The sequence below is a fragment of the Burkholderia pyrrocinia genome, from assembly GCF_018417535.1.
In the GTDB taxonomy this organism is placed as follows: Bacteria; Pseudomonadota; Gammaproteobacteria; order Burkholderiales; family Burkholderiaceae; genus Burkholderia; species Burkholderia pyrrocinia_E.
In genome coordinates, this window is sequence record NZ_CP070977.1 from 236,070 (window position 1) to 252,704 (window position 16,635).

Annotated in this window: 16 protein-coding genes and 1 tRNA gene; 14 read left to right on the forward strand and 3 right to left on the reverse strand. The window is 65.4% G+C overall.

Going from position 1 to position 16,635, the window contains the following annotated elements; genetic code table 11:
* Window positions 1–2 precede the first annotated feature (2 nt).
* The 3 genes from JYG32_RS01115 (at window position 3) to JYG32_RS01125 (ending at window position 3,393) form a co-directional block, all read left to right on the forward strand.
* On the forward strand, window positions 3–647 hold the full coding sequence (locus JYG32_RS01115; protein WP_047898619.1) for a phosphatidylserine decarboxylase: 645 nt from the start codon (window positions 3–5) through the stop codon (window positions 645–647).
* A gap of 15 nt (window positions 648–662) precedes the next feature.
* Complete coding sequence (gene pssA / locus JYG32_RS01120; RefSeq protein ID WP_174381167.1) at window positions 663–1,535, forward strand: CDP-diacylglycerol--serine O-phosphatidyltransferase; 873 nt, start codon at window positions 663–665, stop codon at window positions 1,533–1,535.
* 313 nt (window positions 1,536–1,848) lie between these two features.
* Window positions 1,849–3,393 (forward strand): 2-isopropylmalate synthase, encoded by a 1,545-nt coding sequence (locus JYG32_RS01125; protein ID WP_213264403.1) that lies wholly within the window; start codon window positions 1,849–1,851, stop codon window positions 3,391–3,393.
* A 71-nt stretch (window positions 3,394–3,464) separates the two neighbouring features.
* Here the strand turns inward: JYG32_RS01125 and JYG32_RS01130 are convergent, their stop codons facing one another.
* The 3 genes from JYG32_RS01130 to JYG32_RS01140 all read right to left on the reverse strand — a co-directional run bounded on the left by JYG32_RS01130 (window position 3,465) and on the right by JYG32_RS01140 (window position 6,590).
* The gene (locus tag JYG32_RS01130; RefSeq protein ID WP_213264404.1) at window positions 3,465–5,015 is read right to left on the reverse strand and encodes a SulP family inorganic anion transporter; all 1,551 of its coding nucleotides are present in this window, start codon (window positions 5,013–5,015) and stop codon (window positions 3,465–3,467) included.
* 38 nt (window positions 5,016–5,053) lie between these two features.
* Window positions 5,054–5,695 (reverse strand): carbonic anhydrase, encoded by a 642-nt coding sequence (locus tag JYG32_RS01135; RefSeq protein ID WP_213264405.1) that lies wholly within the window; start codon window positions 5,693–5,695, stop codon window positions 5,054–5,056.
* 382 nt (window positions 5,696–6,077) lie between these two features.
* Window positions 6,078–6,590, reverse strand: coding sequence for a hypothetical protein (locus JYG32_RS01140; protein WP_213264406.1), 513 nt, complete (start codon window positions 6,588–6,590; stop codon window positions 6,078–6,080).
* A 169-nt stretch (window positions 6,591–6,759) separates the two neighbouring features.
* On the opposite strand from JYG32_RS01140, the gene JYG32_RS01145 reads away from it, so the two are divergent.
* From JYG32_RS01145 to JYG32_RS01195, 11 genes are all read left to right on the forward strand, one after another.
* The gene (locus tag JYG32_RS01145; RefSeq protein WP_213264407.1) at window positions 6,760–8,019 is read left to right on the forward strand and encodes a branched-chain amino acid ABC transporter substrate-binding protein; all 1,260 of its coding nucleotides are present in this window, start codon (window positions 6,760–6,762) and stop codon (window positions 8,017–8,019) included.
* Between the two features lie 106 nt (window positions 8,020–8,125).
* The gene (rpsO, locus tag JYG32_RS01150; RefSeq protein ID WP_006398792.1) at window positions 8,126–8,395 is read left to right on the forward strand and encodes a 30S ribosomal protein S15; all 270 of its coding nucleotides are present in this window, start codon (window positions 8,126–8,128) and stop codon (window positions 8,393–8,395) included.
* A 291-nt stretch (window positions 8,396–8,686) separates the two neighbouring features.
* Window positions 8,687–10,834 (forward strand): polyribonucleotide nucleotidyltransferase, encoded by a 2,148-nt coding sequence (pnp, locus tag JYG32_RS01155; RefSeq protein ID WP_213264408.1) that lies wholly within the window; start codon window positions 8,687–8,689, stop codon window positions 10,832–10,834.
* Between the two features lie 148 nt (window positions 10,835–10,982).
* A complete protein-coding gene (locus JYG32_RS01160) occupies window positions 10,983–12,002 on the forward strand; it encodes an NAD(P)H-quinone oxidoreductase (protein ID WP_213264409.1) in 1,020 nt (339 codons plus the stop codon).
* Between the two features lie 141 nt (window positions 12,003–12,143).
* Window positions 12,144–12,899, forward strand: a complete 756-nt coding sequence (gene tpiA / locus JYG32_RS01165) for a triose-phosphate isomerase (RefSeq protein WP_174381174.1) — start codon at window positions 12,144–12,146, stop codon at window positions 12,897–12,899.
* Between the two features lie 72 nt (window positions 12,900–12,971).
* On the forward strand, window positions 12,972–13,349 hold the full coding sequence (secG, locus tag JYG32_RS01170) for a preprotein translocase subunit SecG (RefSeq protein ID WP_047898610.1): 378 nt from the start codon (window positions 12,972–12,974) through the stop codon (window positions 13,347–13,349).
* Window positions 13,350–13,460: 111 nt separating this feature from the next.
* Window positions 13,461–13,545 (forward strand) — tRNA-Leu (locus tag JYG32_RS01175).
* A 153-nt stretch (window positions 13,546–13,698) separates the two neighbouring features.
* Window positions 13,699–14,058 carry an NADH-quinone oxidoreductase subunit A gene (locus tag JYG32_RS01180; protein ID WP_006398798.1) on the forward strand — a complete coding sequence of 120 codons (360 nt, stop codon included), beginning with the start codon at window positions 13,699–13,701 and terminating at the stop codon, window positions 14,056–14,058.
* A gap of 62 nt (window positions 14,059–14,120) precedes the next feature.
* A complete protein-coding gene (locus tag JYG32_RS01185; protein ID WP_006398799.1) occupies window positions 14,121–14,600 on the forward strand; it encodes a NuoB/complex I 20 kDa subunit family protein in 480 nt (159 codons plus the stop codon).
* Between the two features lie 21 nt (window positions 14,601–14,621).
* The gene (locus tag JYG32_RS01190) at window positions 14,622–15,224 is read left to right on the forward strand and encodes an NADH-quinone oxidoreductase subunit C (protein ID WP_174381175.1); all 603 of its coding nucleotides are present in this window, start codon (window positions 14,622–14,624) and stop codon (window positions 15,222–15,224) included.
* A gap of 9 nt (window positions 15,225–15,233) precedes the next feature.
* Window positions 15,234–16,487 carry an NADH-quinone oxidoreductase subunit D gene (locus JYG32_RS01195; RefSeq protein WP_174381176.1) on the forward strand — a complete coding sequence of 418 codons (1,254 nt, stop codon included), beginning with the start codon at window positions 15,234–15,236 and terminating at the stop codon, window positions 16,485–16,487.
* Window positions 16,488–16,635 lie beyond the last annotated feature (148 nt).

Consider the following 16,635-nt stretch of genomic DNA (forward strand, 5'->3'; position numbering starts at 1 on the left):
CCATGAACTATCCTCATCCGATCATCGCGCGCGAAGGCTGGCCGTTCATCGCGATTGCTGCCGTCATCGCGCTGTTGATCCACGCCGTCGGGGGCTTCGGCTTCGCGTGGCCGTTCTGGCTGCTGCTCGCTTTCGTCGTCCAGTTCTTCCGCGATCCGCAGCGCCCGATCCCGGCGCAGCCGAACGCGGTGCTGTGCCCGGCGGACGGCCGCATCGTCGCGGTCGAGACCACGCAGGATCCGTACGCGAACCGCGAAGCGCTGAAGATCAGCGTGTTCATGAATGTCTTCAACGTCCATTCGCAACGTTCGCCGGTCGATGGCGCGATCAGCAAGGTCGAGTACTTCCCGGGCGCGTTCCTGAACGCGGCGATCGACAAGGCGTCGACCGAGAACGAGCGCAATGCGGTCGTGATCCAGACGGCGAGCGGCAAGACCGTCACCGCCGTGCAGATCGCAGGCCTCGTCGCCCGCCGGATTCTCTGCTACGTACGCGCCGGCGAGCCGCTGTCGCGCGGCCAGCGCTACGGTTTCATCCGCTTCGGTTCGCGCGTCGACGTGTACCTGCCGATCGGCAGCCGCGCGAAGGTGTCGATCGGCGAGAAGGTCTACGCGTCGTCGACGATCCTCGCCGAACTCGAGCAGTAAGCGGCGAGGCGCACGATGGCCGCATTCAAACCGCGTCGGTCGCGCAACGGCACCAGCCAGCCGCCGCGCCCGTTCCGCCGCAACAAGCCGCTCACGCCCGATCCGGCACCGCTCGAGAGCCGCCGCGCTTCGCGCCAGCGGTTCCTGAAGACGCGCGGCATCTACCTGCTGCCGAACGCGTTCACGACCGCCGCGCTGTTCTGCGGCTTCTTCGCGGTCGTGCAGGCGATGAACGTGCGCTTCGAGATCGCCGCGATCGCGATCTTCGTCGCGATGGTGCTCGACGGGATGGACGGGCGCGTCGCACGCATGACGCATACGCAGAGCGCGTTCGGCGAGCAGTTCGACAGCCTGTCGGACATGGTGTCGTTCGGCGTCGCGCCCGCGCTCGTGATGTACGAGTGGGTGCTGAAGGATCTCGGCCGCTGGGGCTGGCTTGCCGCGTTCGTCTACTGCTCGGGCGCCGCGCTGCGCCTCGCGCGCTTCAACACGAACATCGGCGTGGTCGACAAGCGCTTCTTCCAGGGGTTGCCGAGCCCGGCCGCCGCCGCGCTGATCGCGGGCTTCGTGTGGCTCGCGACCGACAACCGCGTGCCGATGAAGCTCGGCTGGCTGCCGTGGGTCGCGTTCGTGCTGACGATCTACGCGGGCGTGACGATGGTGTCGAACGCGCCGTTCTACAGCGGCAAGGCACTCGACGTGCGGCACCGCGTGCCGTTCGCGGCGATCCTGCTCGTCGTCGTCGCGTTCGTGCTCGTGTCGTCCGACCCGCCGCTGATGCTGTTCTGCCTGTTCGTGCTGTACGGGCTGTCCGGCTACGTGTTCTGGGCCTACATGGCGATCCGCGGGCGCGCGAATCCGGCGCGCTCGTCGCAGCGCGATCACTGACGCGCGATTTGCCCGAAAACGGCGACCCTGGGCCGCCGTTTTCATTTGCCCCTTTTTCGAATGGAGCCGCCGGAACCTCGGGGTGCCGTCCGATTGCGCGCCCAACGGAATGTCGCTATAGTTTCCGGCATGACTGCATTTCCCCGCCTCTCCCTCCTTCTAGCCGGTGCGCCGCTACGCGCGCTAGCGTTGGCGCGCCTGCCGCGCTGACCGTTCTCGCCCTCCGTCAAGCCTCGTCTGTTGTTGAGCGTCGCCAGCGGTGGCGCGATCTCATTACGTTTGACTTCCATATAAAGAGCCCTGGAGCCTCCCCATGACAGACAAGCTGATCATTTTCGATACGACGTTGCGTGACGGTGAACAATCGCCCGGCGCGTCGATGACGAAGGAAGAGAAGATCCGTATCGCGAAGCATCTCGAGCGGATGAAGGTCGACGTGATCGAGGCCGGTTTCGCCGCCAGCTCGAACGGCGATTTCGACGCGATCCACACGATCGCCGGCCTCGTGAAGGACAGCACGATCTGTTCGCTGGCCCGGGCCAACGACAAGGACATCCAGCGCGCGGCCGACGCACTGAAGCCGGCCAACAGCTTCCGGATCCACACGTTCATCGCGACGTCGCCGCTGCACATGGAAAAGAAGCTGCGGATGACGCCCGACCAGGTGTTCGAGCAGGCGCGCCTCGCGGTGCGTTTCGCGCGCAAGTTCACCGACAACGTCGAGTTTTCGCCGGAAGACGGCAGCCGCTCCGACCTGGACTTCCTGTGCCGCGTGCTGGAAGCCGTGATCGCCGAGGGCGCGACGACGATCAACATCGCCGACACGGTCGGCTACGGCGTGCCGGAGCTCTACGGCAACCTCGTGAAGACGCTGCGCGAGCGCATTCCGAACTCGGACAAGGCAATTTTCTCCGTGCACTGCCACAACGATCTCGGGATGGCCGTCGCGAACTCGCTCGCCGGCGTGAAGATCGGCGGCGCGCGCCAGATCGAGTGCACGATCAACGGTCTCGGCGAGCGTGCGGGCAACACGTCGCTCGAGGAAATCGTGATGGCCGTGAAGACCCGCAAGGACTACTTCGGCCTCGACGTCGGCATCGACACGACGCAGATCGTGCCGACGTCGAAGCTCGTGTCGCAGATCACCGGTTTCGTCGTGCAGCCGAACAAGGCCGTGGTCGGCGCGAACGCATTTGCGCACGCGTCGGGCATCCACCAGGACGGCGTGCTGAAGGCACGCGACACCTACGAGATCATGCGCGCGGAAGATGTGGGCTGGACCGCGAACAAGATCGTGCTCGGCAAGCTGTCGGGCCGCAACGCGTTCAAGCAGCGCCTGCAGGAGCTCGGCGTGTCGCTCGACAGCGAAGCCGAGCTGAACGCCGCGTTCATGCGCTTCAAGGATCTGGCCGATCGCAAGGCAGAGATCTTCGACGAGGACATCATCGCGATCGTATCCGAGGAATCGGCGTTCGCGCACGAGCAGGAGCACTTCAAGTTCGTGTCGCTGTCGCAGCGTTCGGAGACGGGCGAGCAGCCGCAGGCGAAAATCGTGTTCGCGGTCGAAGGCAAGGAAGTGACCGGCGAGGCGCGCGGCAACGGTCCGGTCGACGCGACGTTCAACGCGATCGAGGGCGAAGTCGGCAGCGGTTCCGAACTGCTGCTGTACTCGGTGAATGCGATCACGACCGGCACGCAGGCGCAGGGCGAAGTGACCGTCCGGCTGTCGAGGAGCGGGCGGATCGTCAACGGCGTCGGCACCGATCCGGACATCGTTGCTGCGTCCGCCAAGGCGTACATCTCAGCGCTGAACAAGCTGCATTCGAAGGACGACAAGGTCAACCCGCAGCGCTCGTAAGCGCCGCGCGTTGCGCATCACCGAAACGCCCCGTGCGGCCCTGCGCCGCCGGGGCGTTTTTCATCTGCCGCTCATTCGGCGGCAGGCGCACGGAACAGCCAGCGGCGCGTAGCCGCGCGGGGCGCCGGGCTGCGTCGGCGGAACTCGACCGCGATCCCGCGCCGCGGCGCATCGGCGACGAACGCGTCGAGCAGTTCGAGCACGTCGTGATCGATGTAGTCGGCGCGTGTCGCGTCGATGATGACCGCCGCCCGGTCCGGAATGTGCCGCAGATGGTGCTTGACCTGCACCTTGCCGAGAAACGATACGTCCTTGCGGAACGACAGCAGGAAGTGGTCGTCGTGCTGCGCGAGCGTGACAGGGCTTTTCAGGTTCGCGGCGGCGACCGCCAGCACGCTGCAGGCGAGGCCGAACGCGATGCCGAACAGCAGGTCGACCGCGAGCACGCCGGCGATCGTCGCGGCGAACGGCACGAACGCGGCCGGCCCCTGCTTCATCACGGAGCGGAACAGCGCCGGTTTCGCGAGCTTGAAGCCGGTGTGGATCAGGATCGCGGCGAGGCTCGCGAGCGGGATCAGGTTGATCAGGCCGGTGAGCGCGAACACGCTCGCGAGCAGCAGCATCCCGTGGACGATCGCTGACATCCGGCTCTGCGCGCCCGCATTGACGTTGACCGAGCTGCGCACGATCACCGACGTGATCGGCAGGCCGCCGACCGCACCCGCGACGAGATTGCCGACGCCCTGGGCCTTCAGCTCGCGGTCGGGCTGGGTCGGCCGGCGCTTCGGGTCGATCTGCTCGACCGCTTCGAGGCTCAGCAGCGTCTCGAGGCTCGCGACGACCGCGAGCGTGATCGCGACGCGCCACACGTCCGGATTGACGAGCTGCGCGAAGTTCGGGCCGAGCTCCGCGTGCTTGAGCGATGCCGCGAAGGCCGCGAACGATCCGAGTTCGGGCAGCGTCACGCGATGGGCGGCGCCCGGCGCGACCGACGGCGCGACGACACCCAGCACGACCGTCGCGCCGATGCCCAGCACGACGACCGCGAGCGGCGCGGGCACCGAGCGCACCAGCGCGAAGCGGCGCAGCGCGGGCGTGTCCCACGCGATCAGCAGCGCAAGCGACGCGAGCGCGACGGCCGTGGCGGCCCATGCGACCGGCAGGCCCGGCCAATTCGCAAACGATTGCGCGGCCGAGCCGCCGATGCCGAACGCGAACGGGATCTGCTTCACGATCAGCAGCAGGCCGATTGCGGCGAGCATGCCCTTGATGACGGGCGACGGCACGTAGGCGGCGAAGCGGCCGGCGCGCAGCATGCCGAGCCCGAACTGCAGCACGCCGGACAGCAGCACCGCGAGCAGGAATGCGGAGAAGCTGCCGAGTTGCGCGATCCCTTCGACGACGATCACGACGAGGCCGGCGGCCGGCCCGCTGACGGACAGCGACGAACCGCTCAGCAGCGCGACGACGATACCGCCGACGATGCCGGACACGAGCCCGGCGAACGGCTCGACGCCGGATGCATTGGCGATGCCGAGACAGAGCGGCAGCGCGACGAGGAAAACGACGATGCCGGCGACGATGTCGCGCGGCAGGGTGGACAGGCGCTCGTTCAGTTTCATGGTTGGGGCGATTTCATTGGCGTAGGGGCGGGGACGAATCAGCCGAGCGCGGCGGCCGTTGCCGCCTGCACGGGTTCGACGTCGGCAGGCAGCGTCGCGTAGCCGGAATCGAGCTCCAGCAGGCGGCCGTCGGCGAGCGAAAAGATCCAGCCGTGCACGAGCGGCGGCCGTTCGCGGCCGCGCACGATCGGCGACGCGCGCAGCAGCCGCACCTGTTCGAGCACGTTCAGCTCGGCGAGGCGGTCGGCGGCGGCCGTGTCGTCGAGCCCGTCGAGCGTGTCGCGATGGCGCCGCGCGAGCGCGCAGAGCGGCGCGATGCGGCGCGCGACGTGCGGCAGGTCGGACGGCGGCGGCAGCAGCGATGCGCGTACGCCGCCGCACCCGTAGTGCCCGCACACGATCACGTGGTCGACCTGCAGCACGCGCACCGCGTACTCGAGCACGCTGGCGGAATTGTCGTCGTCGGGATGGAACAGGTTCGCGATGTTGCGATGGACGAACAGTTCGCCGGGCGCGCTATGCGTGATGGTTTCGGCCGGCACGCGGCTGTCGGCGCAGCCGATCCACAGCACGCGCGGGTTCTGGCCGCGCGCGAGCGCGTCGAAGAAACCGGGCGTGTGTTCACGCGTCTCGCGGGCCCAGGCGATGTTGGCAACCAGCATGCTCTTGGGGTGATTCATGAGGACTCCTTTTTGATAAAGGCAAATAAATATCGGCCGAAATGATGCAATAGGATTCTTTCTAAATTGAAAGGTTTAATTTCGACTGATATTAGGGGTATGCCCTAGCATTCCGGGTGCGTTGAAACAAATTGTTTCAAATTGGGTTGATGGAGTGCATTGCATGCACCAACTCAATGCATGACATGCATTGCGCATGCCTGTTTCCGCGCAGAGGCCCGCATGACGGGGATTTCAGCGTATTTCCACCGGAATGCCATTGATCGGAAAAGATTTCCGCTGCATTTCCTGAATTAATCGGATGGCGGAAAAAAGGAAATGGCCATTCACGCAATAATTCGTGAATGGCCATTGTGAAAATTGCGCGTAAATGCGTAATCGGTCAGAACAGGTTGCGGCGATCGGGATCGTGCAGCGGGTCCGGCGTTTTCTGCGTGATGCGCAGGATGCCCTGCGGATCGAAGTAGAAGCTGTACATCATGTACCAGACGTTGTCCTCGAGATACCGATACGTCCACACCTCGCGCTTCATCAGCGGGAAGTAGGATGTCTCGACGGGGCGTCCGAAATTGACGAGGACATCGGTCTTCGTCCACTTGCCGATCTCCGCACGATAGAACTCGTTCGGTTGCAGCACCTGGCGCACGTTGACGATCCTGTGGGCAGCGTCGACGTCGGCCGCGATCGTGATCTCGCCCATCGGTTGGGTCGGCCACATCAGGCGCTTGCCGCCGCCGGGCAGATCGTAGATCTCGCGCGGCGGGCCCATGCGCGCGACGATCGCCGACTCGTCCTGGCCGGCCTGGTATTGCTGCCACGGTTGTGCGCAACCGGCCAGCAGCGCGGCGGCACAGGCGAACAACACCGGCAGGCGCGCGGGAATGCGAATGCGCATGGGGATTCTCCAGGATACGGGAACAAGTCTTGTTGTATCACGGACGGCGAGCGACGGTACATCGCGCCGAAAAAATCGGTCCGGATCGCCGGCGCTGCCGCGCTTGCGGCCGGCAGGGGCGCCGGCCTATGATCCGCGCTTCTCGGGCAGATTGAAGGGCAGGTAGCCGATGCAGGGGTGGAAGCGGTGCGCGCTCGTGTTGGGCGCGGGGTGGATGCTGGTGTCGTCCGCGTTTGCCGGCGGCGAGCCGGTGCGGATCGCGCTGATCGAAGGGATGTCGGGCCCGTTCGCGAACGCGGGCGCGGCGGTCGAGCGCAACCTGCGCTTCGGCGTCGAGCAGGTCAACGCGGCGGGCGGCGTGAAGCTGCGCGACGGCGCGCATCCGCTCGAGCTCGTCGTGCTCGATAGCAAGGGCAGCCCGGAGGAGGCGCTCGTGCAGTTGCGCGCGGCCGCGGACCGGCATATCGGCTTCGTCGCGCAGGGCAACAGTTCGGCTGTCGCGGCCGCGCTCGTCGCGGCGCTCGACAAGCTGAACGCGCGCGATCCGGACAACCGGATGCTGTTCCTCAACTATTCGGCAGACGATCCGGCGCTGACCGGCGCGCGCTGCAGTTTCTGGCATTTTCGCTTCGACGCGCACGCGGGGATGCGGATGGCCGCGCTCGCGGACGTGATGGCGCGCGACCGCGCGCTGCGCAAGGTCTATCTGCTGAACCAGGACTACAGCTTCGGCCACGACGTCAGCACGCTCGCGCGGCAGGCGCTGGCCGCGCGGCGCCCGGACGTGACGATCGCCGGCGACGAATTCCACCCGATCGGCCGGATCAAGGATTTCTCGCCGTATGTCGCGAAGATCCGCGCGAGCGGCGCGGATGCCGTCGTGACCGGCAACTGGGGCAACGACCTCACGCTGCTCGTGAAGGCGGCGCGCGAGCAGGGGCTGAATGCGAAGTTCTACACGTTCTACGGCAACAGCCTCGGCGCGCCGGCCGCGCTCGGCGATGCCGGTGTCGGGCGGGTCGTCGCCGTGGCGGACTGGCATCCGAACGCAGGCGGTACGAAATCCGACGCGTTCTACCGTGCGTTCCGGACCCGTTTTCCGGCCGCGCAGGACGACTATCCGGTGCGGCGGATGAGCCTGATGATCGAGATGCTGGCCGCCGCGATGAACCGCGCGGGGTCGGCCGACCCTGTCGCGGTCGCGCGTGCGTTCGAGGGCTTGTCGTTCGACGACGGCTTCCACGCGTCGCGAATGCGCGCGCAGGATCATCAGATGATCCAGCCCCTTTATGTGATGGAGATGGACAAGGCCGGCACGCCGGGTGTGCGCTTCGACAACGAGGGTTCGGGCTACGGTTTCCGGACGGTGCTGGCGGTGCCGGCGCAGCGCACGGAAATGCCGTCGACCTGTTCGATGACGCGCCCGTGACAGGGGCGGTAGGAACGGTGTGGAGTTGTGTTACAATGCCCGCCGGTTGTAAGTCACGGCACGGCCATTCTTCCGTGTCCGCCTGTTCAGTTAGAAAGGAAATCACATGTCTGTTGCAGATATCAAGAAGTCGGAAGTCGTTGCTCAGTTCGCCCGCGGTACCAACGACACGGGGTCGCCCGAAGTCCAGGTCGCACTGCTGACCGCACGTATCGTCGAACTGACGGGTCACTTCAAGACCCACGCGAAGGATCACCACAGCCGCCGCGGCCTGCTGCGTATGGTTAGCCGCCGCCGCAAGCTGCTCGACTACCTCAAGGGCAAGGATGCCGACCGTTACCGCGCACTGATCGAGAAGCTGGGTCTGCGTAAGTAATCGAGGCGATTGCCGCCAGCAAGATGCCTGTGTCAGTCCGCTGATACAGGCATTTTGTTTTTGCGCGGTGCGTAGCGTCACACGCATCGCAGGCTGTCCGGCATGTTCGTGCCGGACAGCCGCAACGGCTGATACCGGGGTCGGGATTTGTGTCATTCCAGCGCGTCGCTGCACGAGCGCCGCGCTGGAATGGCATAAAAAACACACCTTGCTCCGGGTGATTCGGTCGGGACGCCGCCGCGCGGGATGGCCGGCGCGGCGAATGAAATGCATGAATTCAAAGGAGCAACCATGTCATTGTTCAACAAGGTCGTGAAGGAATTCCAGTGGGGCCAGCACAAGGTGCGCCTCGAAACCGGTGAAGTCGCTCGCCAGGCAAGCGGCGCCGTGATCGTCGACGTCGAAGACACCGTCGTGCTGGCAACCGTCGTCGGCGCGAAGTCGGCGAAGCCGGGTCAGGATTTCTTCCCGCTGACCGTCGACTACCTCGAAAAGACCTACTCGGCCGGCAAGATCCCGGGCGGCTTCTTCCGCCGCGAAGGCCGTCCGTCGGAGCACGAGACGCTGACGTCGCGCCTGATCGACCGTCCGCTGCGTCCGCTGTTCCCGGAAGGCTTCTACAACGAAGTCCAGGTCGTGATCCACGTGCTGTCCGTGAACCCGGAAATTCCGGCGGACATCCCTGCGCTGATTGGCGCATCGGCTGCGCTCGCCGTGTCGGGCCTGCCGTTCAACGGCCCGGTCGGTGCCGCGCGCGTCGCGTACATCGACAACGCCTACGTGCTGAACCCGACGCGTGACCAGATCAAGGCATCGAGCCTCGACCTCGTCGTCGCGGGTACGGAACGCGCGGTGCTGATGGTCGAATCGGAAGCCGATCAGCTGTCGGAAGAAGTGATGCTGGGCGCCGTGGTGTTCGGCCACGAGCAGATGCAGGTCGCGATCGACGCGATCCACGAACTTGTGCGCGAAGGCGGCAAGCCCGAGTGGGACTGGCAGCCGGCGCCGAAGAACGAGGCGCTGATCGCGCGCGTGACCGAGCTGGCGCAGAACGACCTGCTCGCCGCTTACCAGCTCCGCGACAAGCAAGCCCGCTCGACGAAGCTGAAGGAAGTCTACTCGGCGACTTCGGCGAAGCTCGAGGAAGACGCGCAGGCGGCCGGTACGGTCGCGGCCGACAAGGCCACCGTCGGCAACGTGCTGTTCGACATCGAGGCGAAGATCGTCCGTTCGCAGATCCTGAACGGCGAGCCGCGCATCGACGGCCGCGACACGCGTACCGTGCGCCCGATCGAGATTCGCACCGGCGTGCTGCCGCGCACCCACGGCTCGGCGCTGTTCACGCGCGGCGAGACGCAGGCGCTGGTTGTCGCGACGCTCGGCACGAAGGGTGACGAGCAGATCATCGACGCGCTCGAAGGCGAGTACCGCGAGCGCTTCATGCTCCACTACAACATGCCCCCGTTCGCGACCGGCGAAACGGGTCGCGTCGGCTCGCCGAAGCGCCGCGAAATCGGCCACGGCCGCCTCGCGAAGCGCGCGCTGGTCAAGTGCCTGCCGAGCGCCGACGAATTCGGCTACTCGATCCGCGTCGTGTCGGAAATCACCGAGTCGAACGGTTCGTCGTCGATGGCATCGGTGTGCGGCGGCTGCCTCGCGCTGATGGACGCCGGCGTGCCGATGAAGGCGCACGTCGCGGGCATCGCGATGGGCCTGATCCTCGAAGGCAACAAGTTCGCGGTGCTGACCGACATCCTCGGCGATGAAGATCACCTCGGCGACATGGACTTCAAGGTCGCGGGCACCGAGCAAGGCGTGACCGCGCTGCAGATGGACATCAAGATCCAGGGCATCACGAAGGAAATCATGCAGGTCGCGCTCGCGCAGGCGAAGGAAGGCCGCATGCACATCCTCGGCAAGATGACGTCGGTGGTCTCGGGCGCGAACACGCAGCTGTCCGAATTCGCGCCGCGCATGATCACGATCAAGATCAATCCGGAAAAGATCCGCGACGTGATCGGCAAGGGCGGTTCGGTGATCCGCGCGCTGACCGAAGAAACGGGCACGACCATCGACATCTCCGACGACGGCGTCGTGACGATCGCGAGCACGAACAGCGACGGCATGGCCGAAGCGAAGAAGCGCATCGAGAACATCACGGCCGAGATCGAAGTCGGCCAGGTGTACGAAGGCACCGTGCTGAAGCTGCTCGATTTCGGCGCGATCGTGAACCTGCTGCCGGGCAAGGACGGCCTGCTGCACATCTCGGAAATCGTCAACGAGCGTGTGAAGGACATCAACGACTACCTGAAGGAAGGCCAGCAGGTCAAGGTCAAGGTGATCCAGACGGACGAGAAGGGTCGCGTGCGTCTGTCGGCCAAGGCGCTGCTGAACGAAGCAGCGGCGGCGCCGCAGTCGGACACGCCGCCGCAGCAGTAAGCGGACAGGCGGACCAACGGCCGGCAGTGCGAAAGCGCGCCGGCCGTTTTTTCTGTAGCATCGTTGCGCGGCGCAGCAGCGCCGGCGAGGCGCCCGTGCCGCGCGCACGGGCGCGCCATCCGATTCCGATCCTGGAGCCCCCCTCACCATGAAAGCCATCGAAATCACCGAATTCGGCGCCCCCGACGTGCTGAAGCTTGCGGAGCGTCCGCGCCCCGAACCGAAGCGCGGCGAGGTGCTGATCAAGGTGGCGGCTTCCGGTGTGAACCGGCCCGACGTGTTCCAGCGCAAGGGCGCCTATGCGCCGCCGCCGGGCGCGTCGGATCTGCCGGGCCTCGAGGTCGCGGGCGAGATCGTCGGCGGCGACCTGTCCGATGCCGCGCTGAACCCGTTCGGCCTGAAGCTCGGCGATCGCGTGTGCGCGCTGCTCGCGGGCGGCGGTTATGCCGAGTATGCGGTCGCACCGCTGCCGCAATGCCTGCCGGTACCGGGCGGGCTCACCGATATCGAGGCCGCGTCGCTGCCCGAGACGTTCTTCACCGTGTGGAGCAATGTGTTCGACCGTGCGCAGCTCGGCGCGGGAGAGGGCGGCGAGCAGGAAACGCTGCTCGTGCAGGGCGGCTCGAGCGGCATCGGCGTGACGGCGATCCAGATCGCGCACGCGCTCGGTTTTCGCGTGTTCGCGACGGCCGGCACCGCCGACAAGTGCCGTGCGTGCGAGGCGCTCGGCGCCGAACGCGCGATCAACTACAAGACCGAAGACTTCGTCGAGGTCGTGAAGTCGCTGACGCACGATCGCGGCGTCGACGTGATCCTCGACATGGTGGCGGGCTCGTACGTGCCGCGCGAGCTGTCCGCGCTTGCGGACGGCGGCCGGCTCGTGCTGATCGCGCTGCTCGGCGGCGCGAAGGCCGACGTCAACCTGAGCGAGATCCTGCGGCGCCGGCTGACGGTGACGGGTTCGACGCTGCGGCCGCGCCCGGTCGAGTTCAAGGCACGCATCGCCGCGCAACTGACGGCGCGCGTGTGGCCGCTGATTGCCGACGGCCGCATCAAGCCGGTGATCTATCGCGTGCTGCCGGCCGCGGACGCCGCGCAGGCGCATGCGCTGATGGAAAGCAGCGAGCACACCGGCAAGATCGTGCTCGATTGGGGTACGAACGCCTGACGGCCTGTGCGGCCGGGCTTGACATGCGCAGTTTGACCGGTTCAAGCCGTGCGCAGTAAAATCGCGGGTTTGCTTCGCCAGATCAAACCTGACGGCCGGTTTCCGGCGCGTTAATGACACAGCGGTGACGAGACAGACACGATGTCGAAACAGAGAACTAAGCGGGTGATCGGCAACTGGAAGATGCACGGCCGGCTGGCCGGCAACCAGGCGTTGCTGAACGAAGTGGTGCAGGGCGCGGGCGCGGTGGCGGCCGAAACGTCGGTCGGCGTGTGCGTGCCGTTCCCGTATCTCGCGCAGGTTCAGGCGCAGCTCGACGGCGGCCGTGTTGCCTGGGGCGCGCAGGACGTGTCCGCGCACGAGCAGGGCGCGTTCACCGGCGAAGTGGCGGCCGCGATGGTTGCGGAGTTCGGCGCACGCTATGCGATCGTCGGCCACTCGGAGCGTCGCGCGTATCACGGCGAGCGTAACGAGACGGTCGCGGCGAAGACGCAGCGCGCGCTTGCAGCCGGCCTCACGCCGGTCGTGTGCGTCGGCGAGACGCTCGACGAGCGCGAGTCGGGTGCGACCGAGCAGGTCGTCGGTGCGCAGCTCGACGCGGTGCTGGCCGTGCTGACGGTCGACGAGGCTGCGCGCATCGTCGTCGCGTACGAGCCGGTCTGGGCGATCGGCACGGGCAAGAGCGCGACGTCGGCGCAGGCGCAGGATGTGCACGCGTTCCTGCGTGCACGTCTCGCGGCAAAGGGCGCGGCGGACGTGTCCGTGCTGTACGGCGGCAGCGTGAAGCCGGACAACGCGGAAGAGCTGTTCGCGCAGCCGGACATCGACGGCGGCCTGATCGGCGGCGCGTCGCTGAAGGCGGAAGATTTCCTGGCGATCTGCCGGGCCGCGCGTTGAGCGGTCCGCGATCGAATTGAACCATGACGGCGGCCGGTCGATCCGGTCGCCCGATCCAATCGGGTGGGTGTGATGCTGTTATTCAAGACGCTGATTATTGTGGTGCAGGTGCTGTCTGCACTCGGTGTGATTGGTCTCGTGCTGCTGCAGCACGGCAAGGGTGCCGACATGGGCGCTGCATTCGGCAGCGGCGCGTCGGGCAGCCTGTTCGGTGCGACGGGCTCCGCGAACTTCCTGTCGCGCACGACGGGCATTCTTGCGACGATCTTTTTTGTCGCGACGCTCGCGCTGACGTACCTCGGTTCGTACAAGTCGACGCCGTCGGCAGGCGTGCTCGGCGCGGCAGCGACCGCACCGGCATCGGCGCCTGCGGCATCGGCTCCGGCTGTCGCGGCATCCGCTGCCGCGGGTTCGGCTGCAAGCGCGCCGGGCCAGGATGTCCCGAAATAAAAAGTTAAAATTTTTGCGTTTGTGCGTTGAACAATTCCGGAAGCCGGGTTAGAATTTAAGTCTTGAAGCGATTCGCGGGAAGCAAGCAGCATAACCCGAGTTGCATGCAGTGCCGACGTGGTGAAATTGGTAGACACGCTATCTTGAGGGGGTAGTGGCGAAAGCTGTGCGAGTTCGAGTCTCGCCGTCGGCACCAAAGTTACTCAATGCCAGCCGCTTCTAGTGGCTGGCATTTTTCATTTCTGGGGTGGGCTTGCGGTTGTCTTGCGATCGCCGGCACTCCGAAATGATTCCTTCCGCCGGAAGTGGTATTCTCCGGACGCTCAGAACCAACCGATAGAGGATTGCCTTGAACCTCGCAGCCTATTACCCCGTCTTGTTGTTCCTCCTCGTGGGCACTGGTTTAGGTATAGCGCTGGTCAGCATCGGCAAGCTCCTTGGTCCCAACAAGCCGGACGTCGAGAAGAACGCACCGTACGAGTGCGGCTTCGAAGCCTTTGAAGACGCCCGGATGAAATTCGACGTTCGGTATTACCTCGTCGCCATCCTGTTCATCATCTTCGATCTCGAAACCGCATTCCTGTTTCCGTGGGGCGTCGCGCTCCGGGACATCGGCTGGCCGGGTTTCATCGCAATGATGATTTTTCTGCTCGAATTCCTGCTGGGCTTTGCCTATATCTGGAAGAAAGGCGGGCTCGACTGGGAGTGATGGGTTAATCGCCGGTTTGCATGGGCGGCCACGCTCGGTCGCTCGTCTGGAGTGGAAAGCAAATGAGTATCGAAGGGGTCTTGAAGGAAGGGTTTGTCACCACGACGGCTGACAAGCTGATCAACTGGACGCGTACCGGCTCGCTGTGGCCGATGACGTTCGGGCTCGCGTGTTGCGCCGTCGAGATGATGCATGCGGGCGCGGCCCGTTACGATCTGGACCGGTTCGGCGTCGTGTTTCGCCCGAGCCCGCGTCAGTCGGACGTGATGATCGTCGCCGGCACGCTCTGCAACAAGATGGCGCCCGCGTTGCGCCGCGTGTACGACCAGATGGCCGAACCGCGCTGGGTGATCTCGATGGGGTCGTGCGCGAACGGCGGTGGTTATTACCACTACTCGTACTCGGTGGTCCGCGGCTGCGACCGGATCGTGCCGGTCGACGTCTACGTGCCGGGCTGCCCGCCCACGGCCGAGGCGCTGGTCTACGGCGTGATCCAGCTTCAGGCGAAGATCCGCCGCACCAATACCATCGCCCGTCAATAAAGCCCCGAGCGTCCCCTCAATATGGCAAGCAAAATCGAGACCCTCAAGGCAAACCTCGAAGCCGCGCTCGGCGCGCGCGTGGTGAGCCTCACCGAAGCAGTCGGTGAACTGACGCTCGTCGTGAAGGCGAGCGATTACCTCGAAGTCGCAAAGACGCTGCGCGACGATCCGAAGCTCCGTTTCGAGCAACTGATCGACCTCTGCGGCGTCGATTACCAGACCTTCGGCGACGGCGCCTACGACGGCCCGCGTTTCGCGGCCGTGTCGCACCTGCTGTCGGTCACGAACAACTGGCGCCTGCGCCTGCGTGCGTTCGCGCCGGACGACGACCTGCCGATCGTGGCGTCGCTGGTCGACATCTGGACCTCCGCGAACTGGTACGAGCGCGAAGCGTTCGACCTGTACGGCATCGTGTTCGAAGGCCACCCCGACCTGCGCCGCATCCTCACCGACTACGGCTTCATCGGCCACCCGTTCCGCAAGGACTTCCCGGTGTCGGGCTACGTCGAAATGCGTTACGACCCGGAAGAGAAACGGGTCGTGTACCAGCCGGTGACGATCGAGCCGCGCGAAATCACGCCGCGCGTGATCCGCGAGGATCGCTATGGCGGTCTGAAACATTAAGGGGGCGTCATGGCAGAAATCAAGAACTACACGCTCAACTTCGGTCCGCAGCACCCGGCAGCGCACGGCGTGCTGCGCCTCGTGCTCGAGCTCGACGGCGAAGTCATCCAGCGTGCCGATCCGCACATCGGCCTGCTGCACCGCGCGACCGAAAAGCTCGCGGAATCCAAGACCTTCATCCAGTCCGTGCCGTACATGGACCGTCTTGACTACGTGTCGATGATGGTCAACGAGCACGGCTATGTGCTCGCGATCGAAAAGCTGCTCGGCATCGAAGTGCCGGAGCGCGCACAATACATCCGCGTGCTGTTCGACGAGATCACGCGCGTGCTGAACCACCTGATGTGGATCGGCGCGCACGCACTCGACGTCGGCGCGATGGCCGTGTTCCTGTACGCATTCCGCGAACGCGAAGACCTGATGGACGTGTACGAAGCGGTGTCCGGCGCCCGGATGCACGCGGCGTACTACCGCCCGGGCGGCGTCTACCGCGACCTGCCTGACGCAATGCCGCAATACAAGGCGTCGAAGATTCGCAACGAGAAGGCGCTCGCGAGGATGAACGAAGCGCGCAGCGGCTCGGTGCTCGACTTCATCGACGATTTCTTCACGCGCTTCCCGAAGTGCGTCGACGAATACGAAACGCTGCTCACCGACAACCGGATCTGGAAGCAGCGTCTGGTCGGGATCGGCGTGGTCAGCCCCGAACGTGCGCTGCAGATGGGCCTGACGGGCCCGATGCTGCGCGGCTCGGGCATCGCGTGGGATCTGCGCAAGAAGCAGCCGTACGAAGTGTACGATCGCATGGATTTCGACGTGCCGGTCGGCGTGAACGGCGATTGCTACGACCGCTATCTGGTGCGCGTCGAAGAAATGCGCCAGTCGATCCGCATCGCGAAACAGTGTATTGAGTGGCTCCGCAAGAATCAGGGCCCGGTGATGACGGACAATCACAAGGTTGCACCGCCGTCGCGCGTCGGCATGAAGACCAACATGGAAGACTTGATTCACCATTTCAAGCTCTTCACCGAAGGTTTCCATGTGCCGGAAGGCGAAGCGTACGCGGCGGTCGAGCATCCGAAGGGCGAGTTCGGCATCTACCTCGTGTCGGACGGTGCCAACAAGCCGTATCGCCTCAAGATTCGCGCACCGGGTTTCGCTCACCTGGCGTCGCTCGACGAAATGGCGCGCGGTCACATGATCGCCGACGCCGTCACGATCATCGGTACGCAGGACATCGTGTTCGGCGAGATCGATCGCTAATGGTTGCGCCGCCCGTTTGCTCCGGGCGGCGAGCGGTAAGTCACACGCGATGCGCGCTGAACCGGCGCGGCTTCGCAAGCTGTCAACAGAGTGAGCGCCAGGTCTGCCGTACATGCACCCCCAGTGTGCGGCAGGTTGTTCGTTCGGT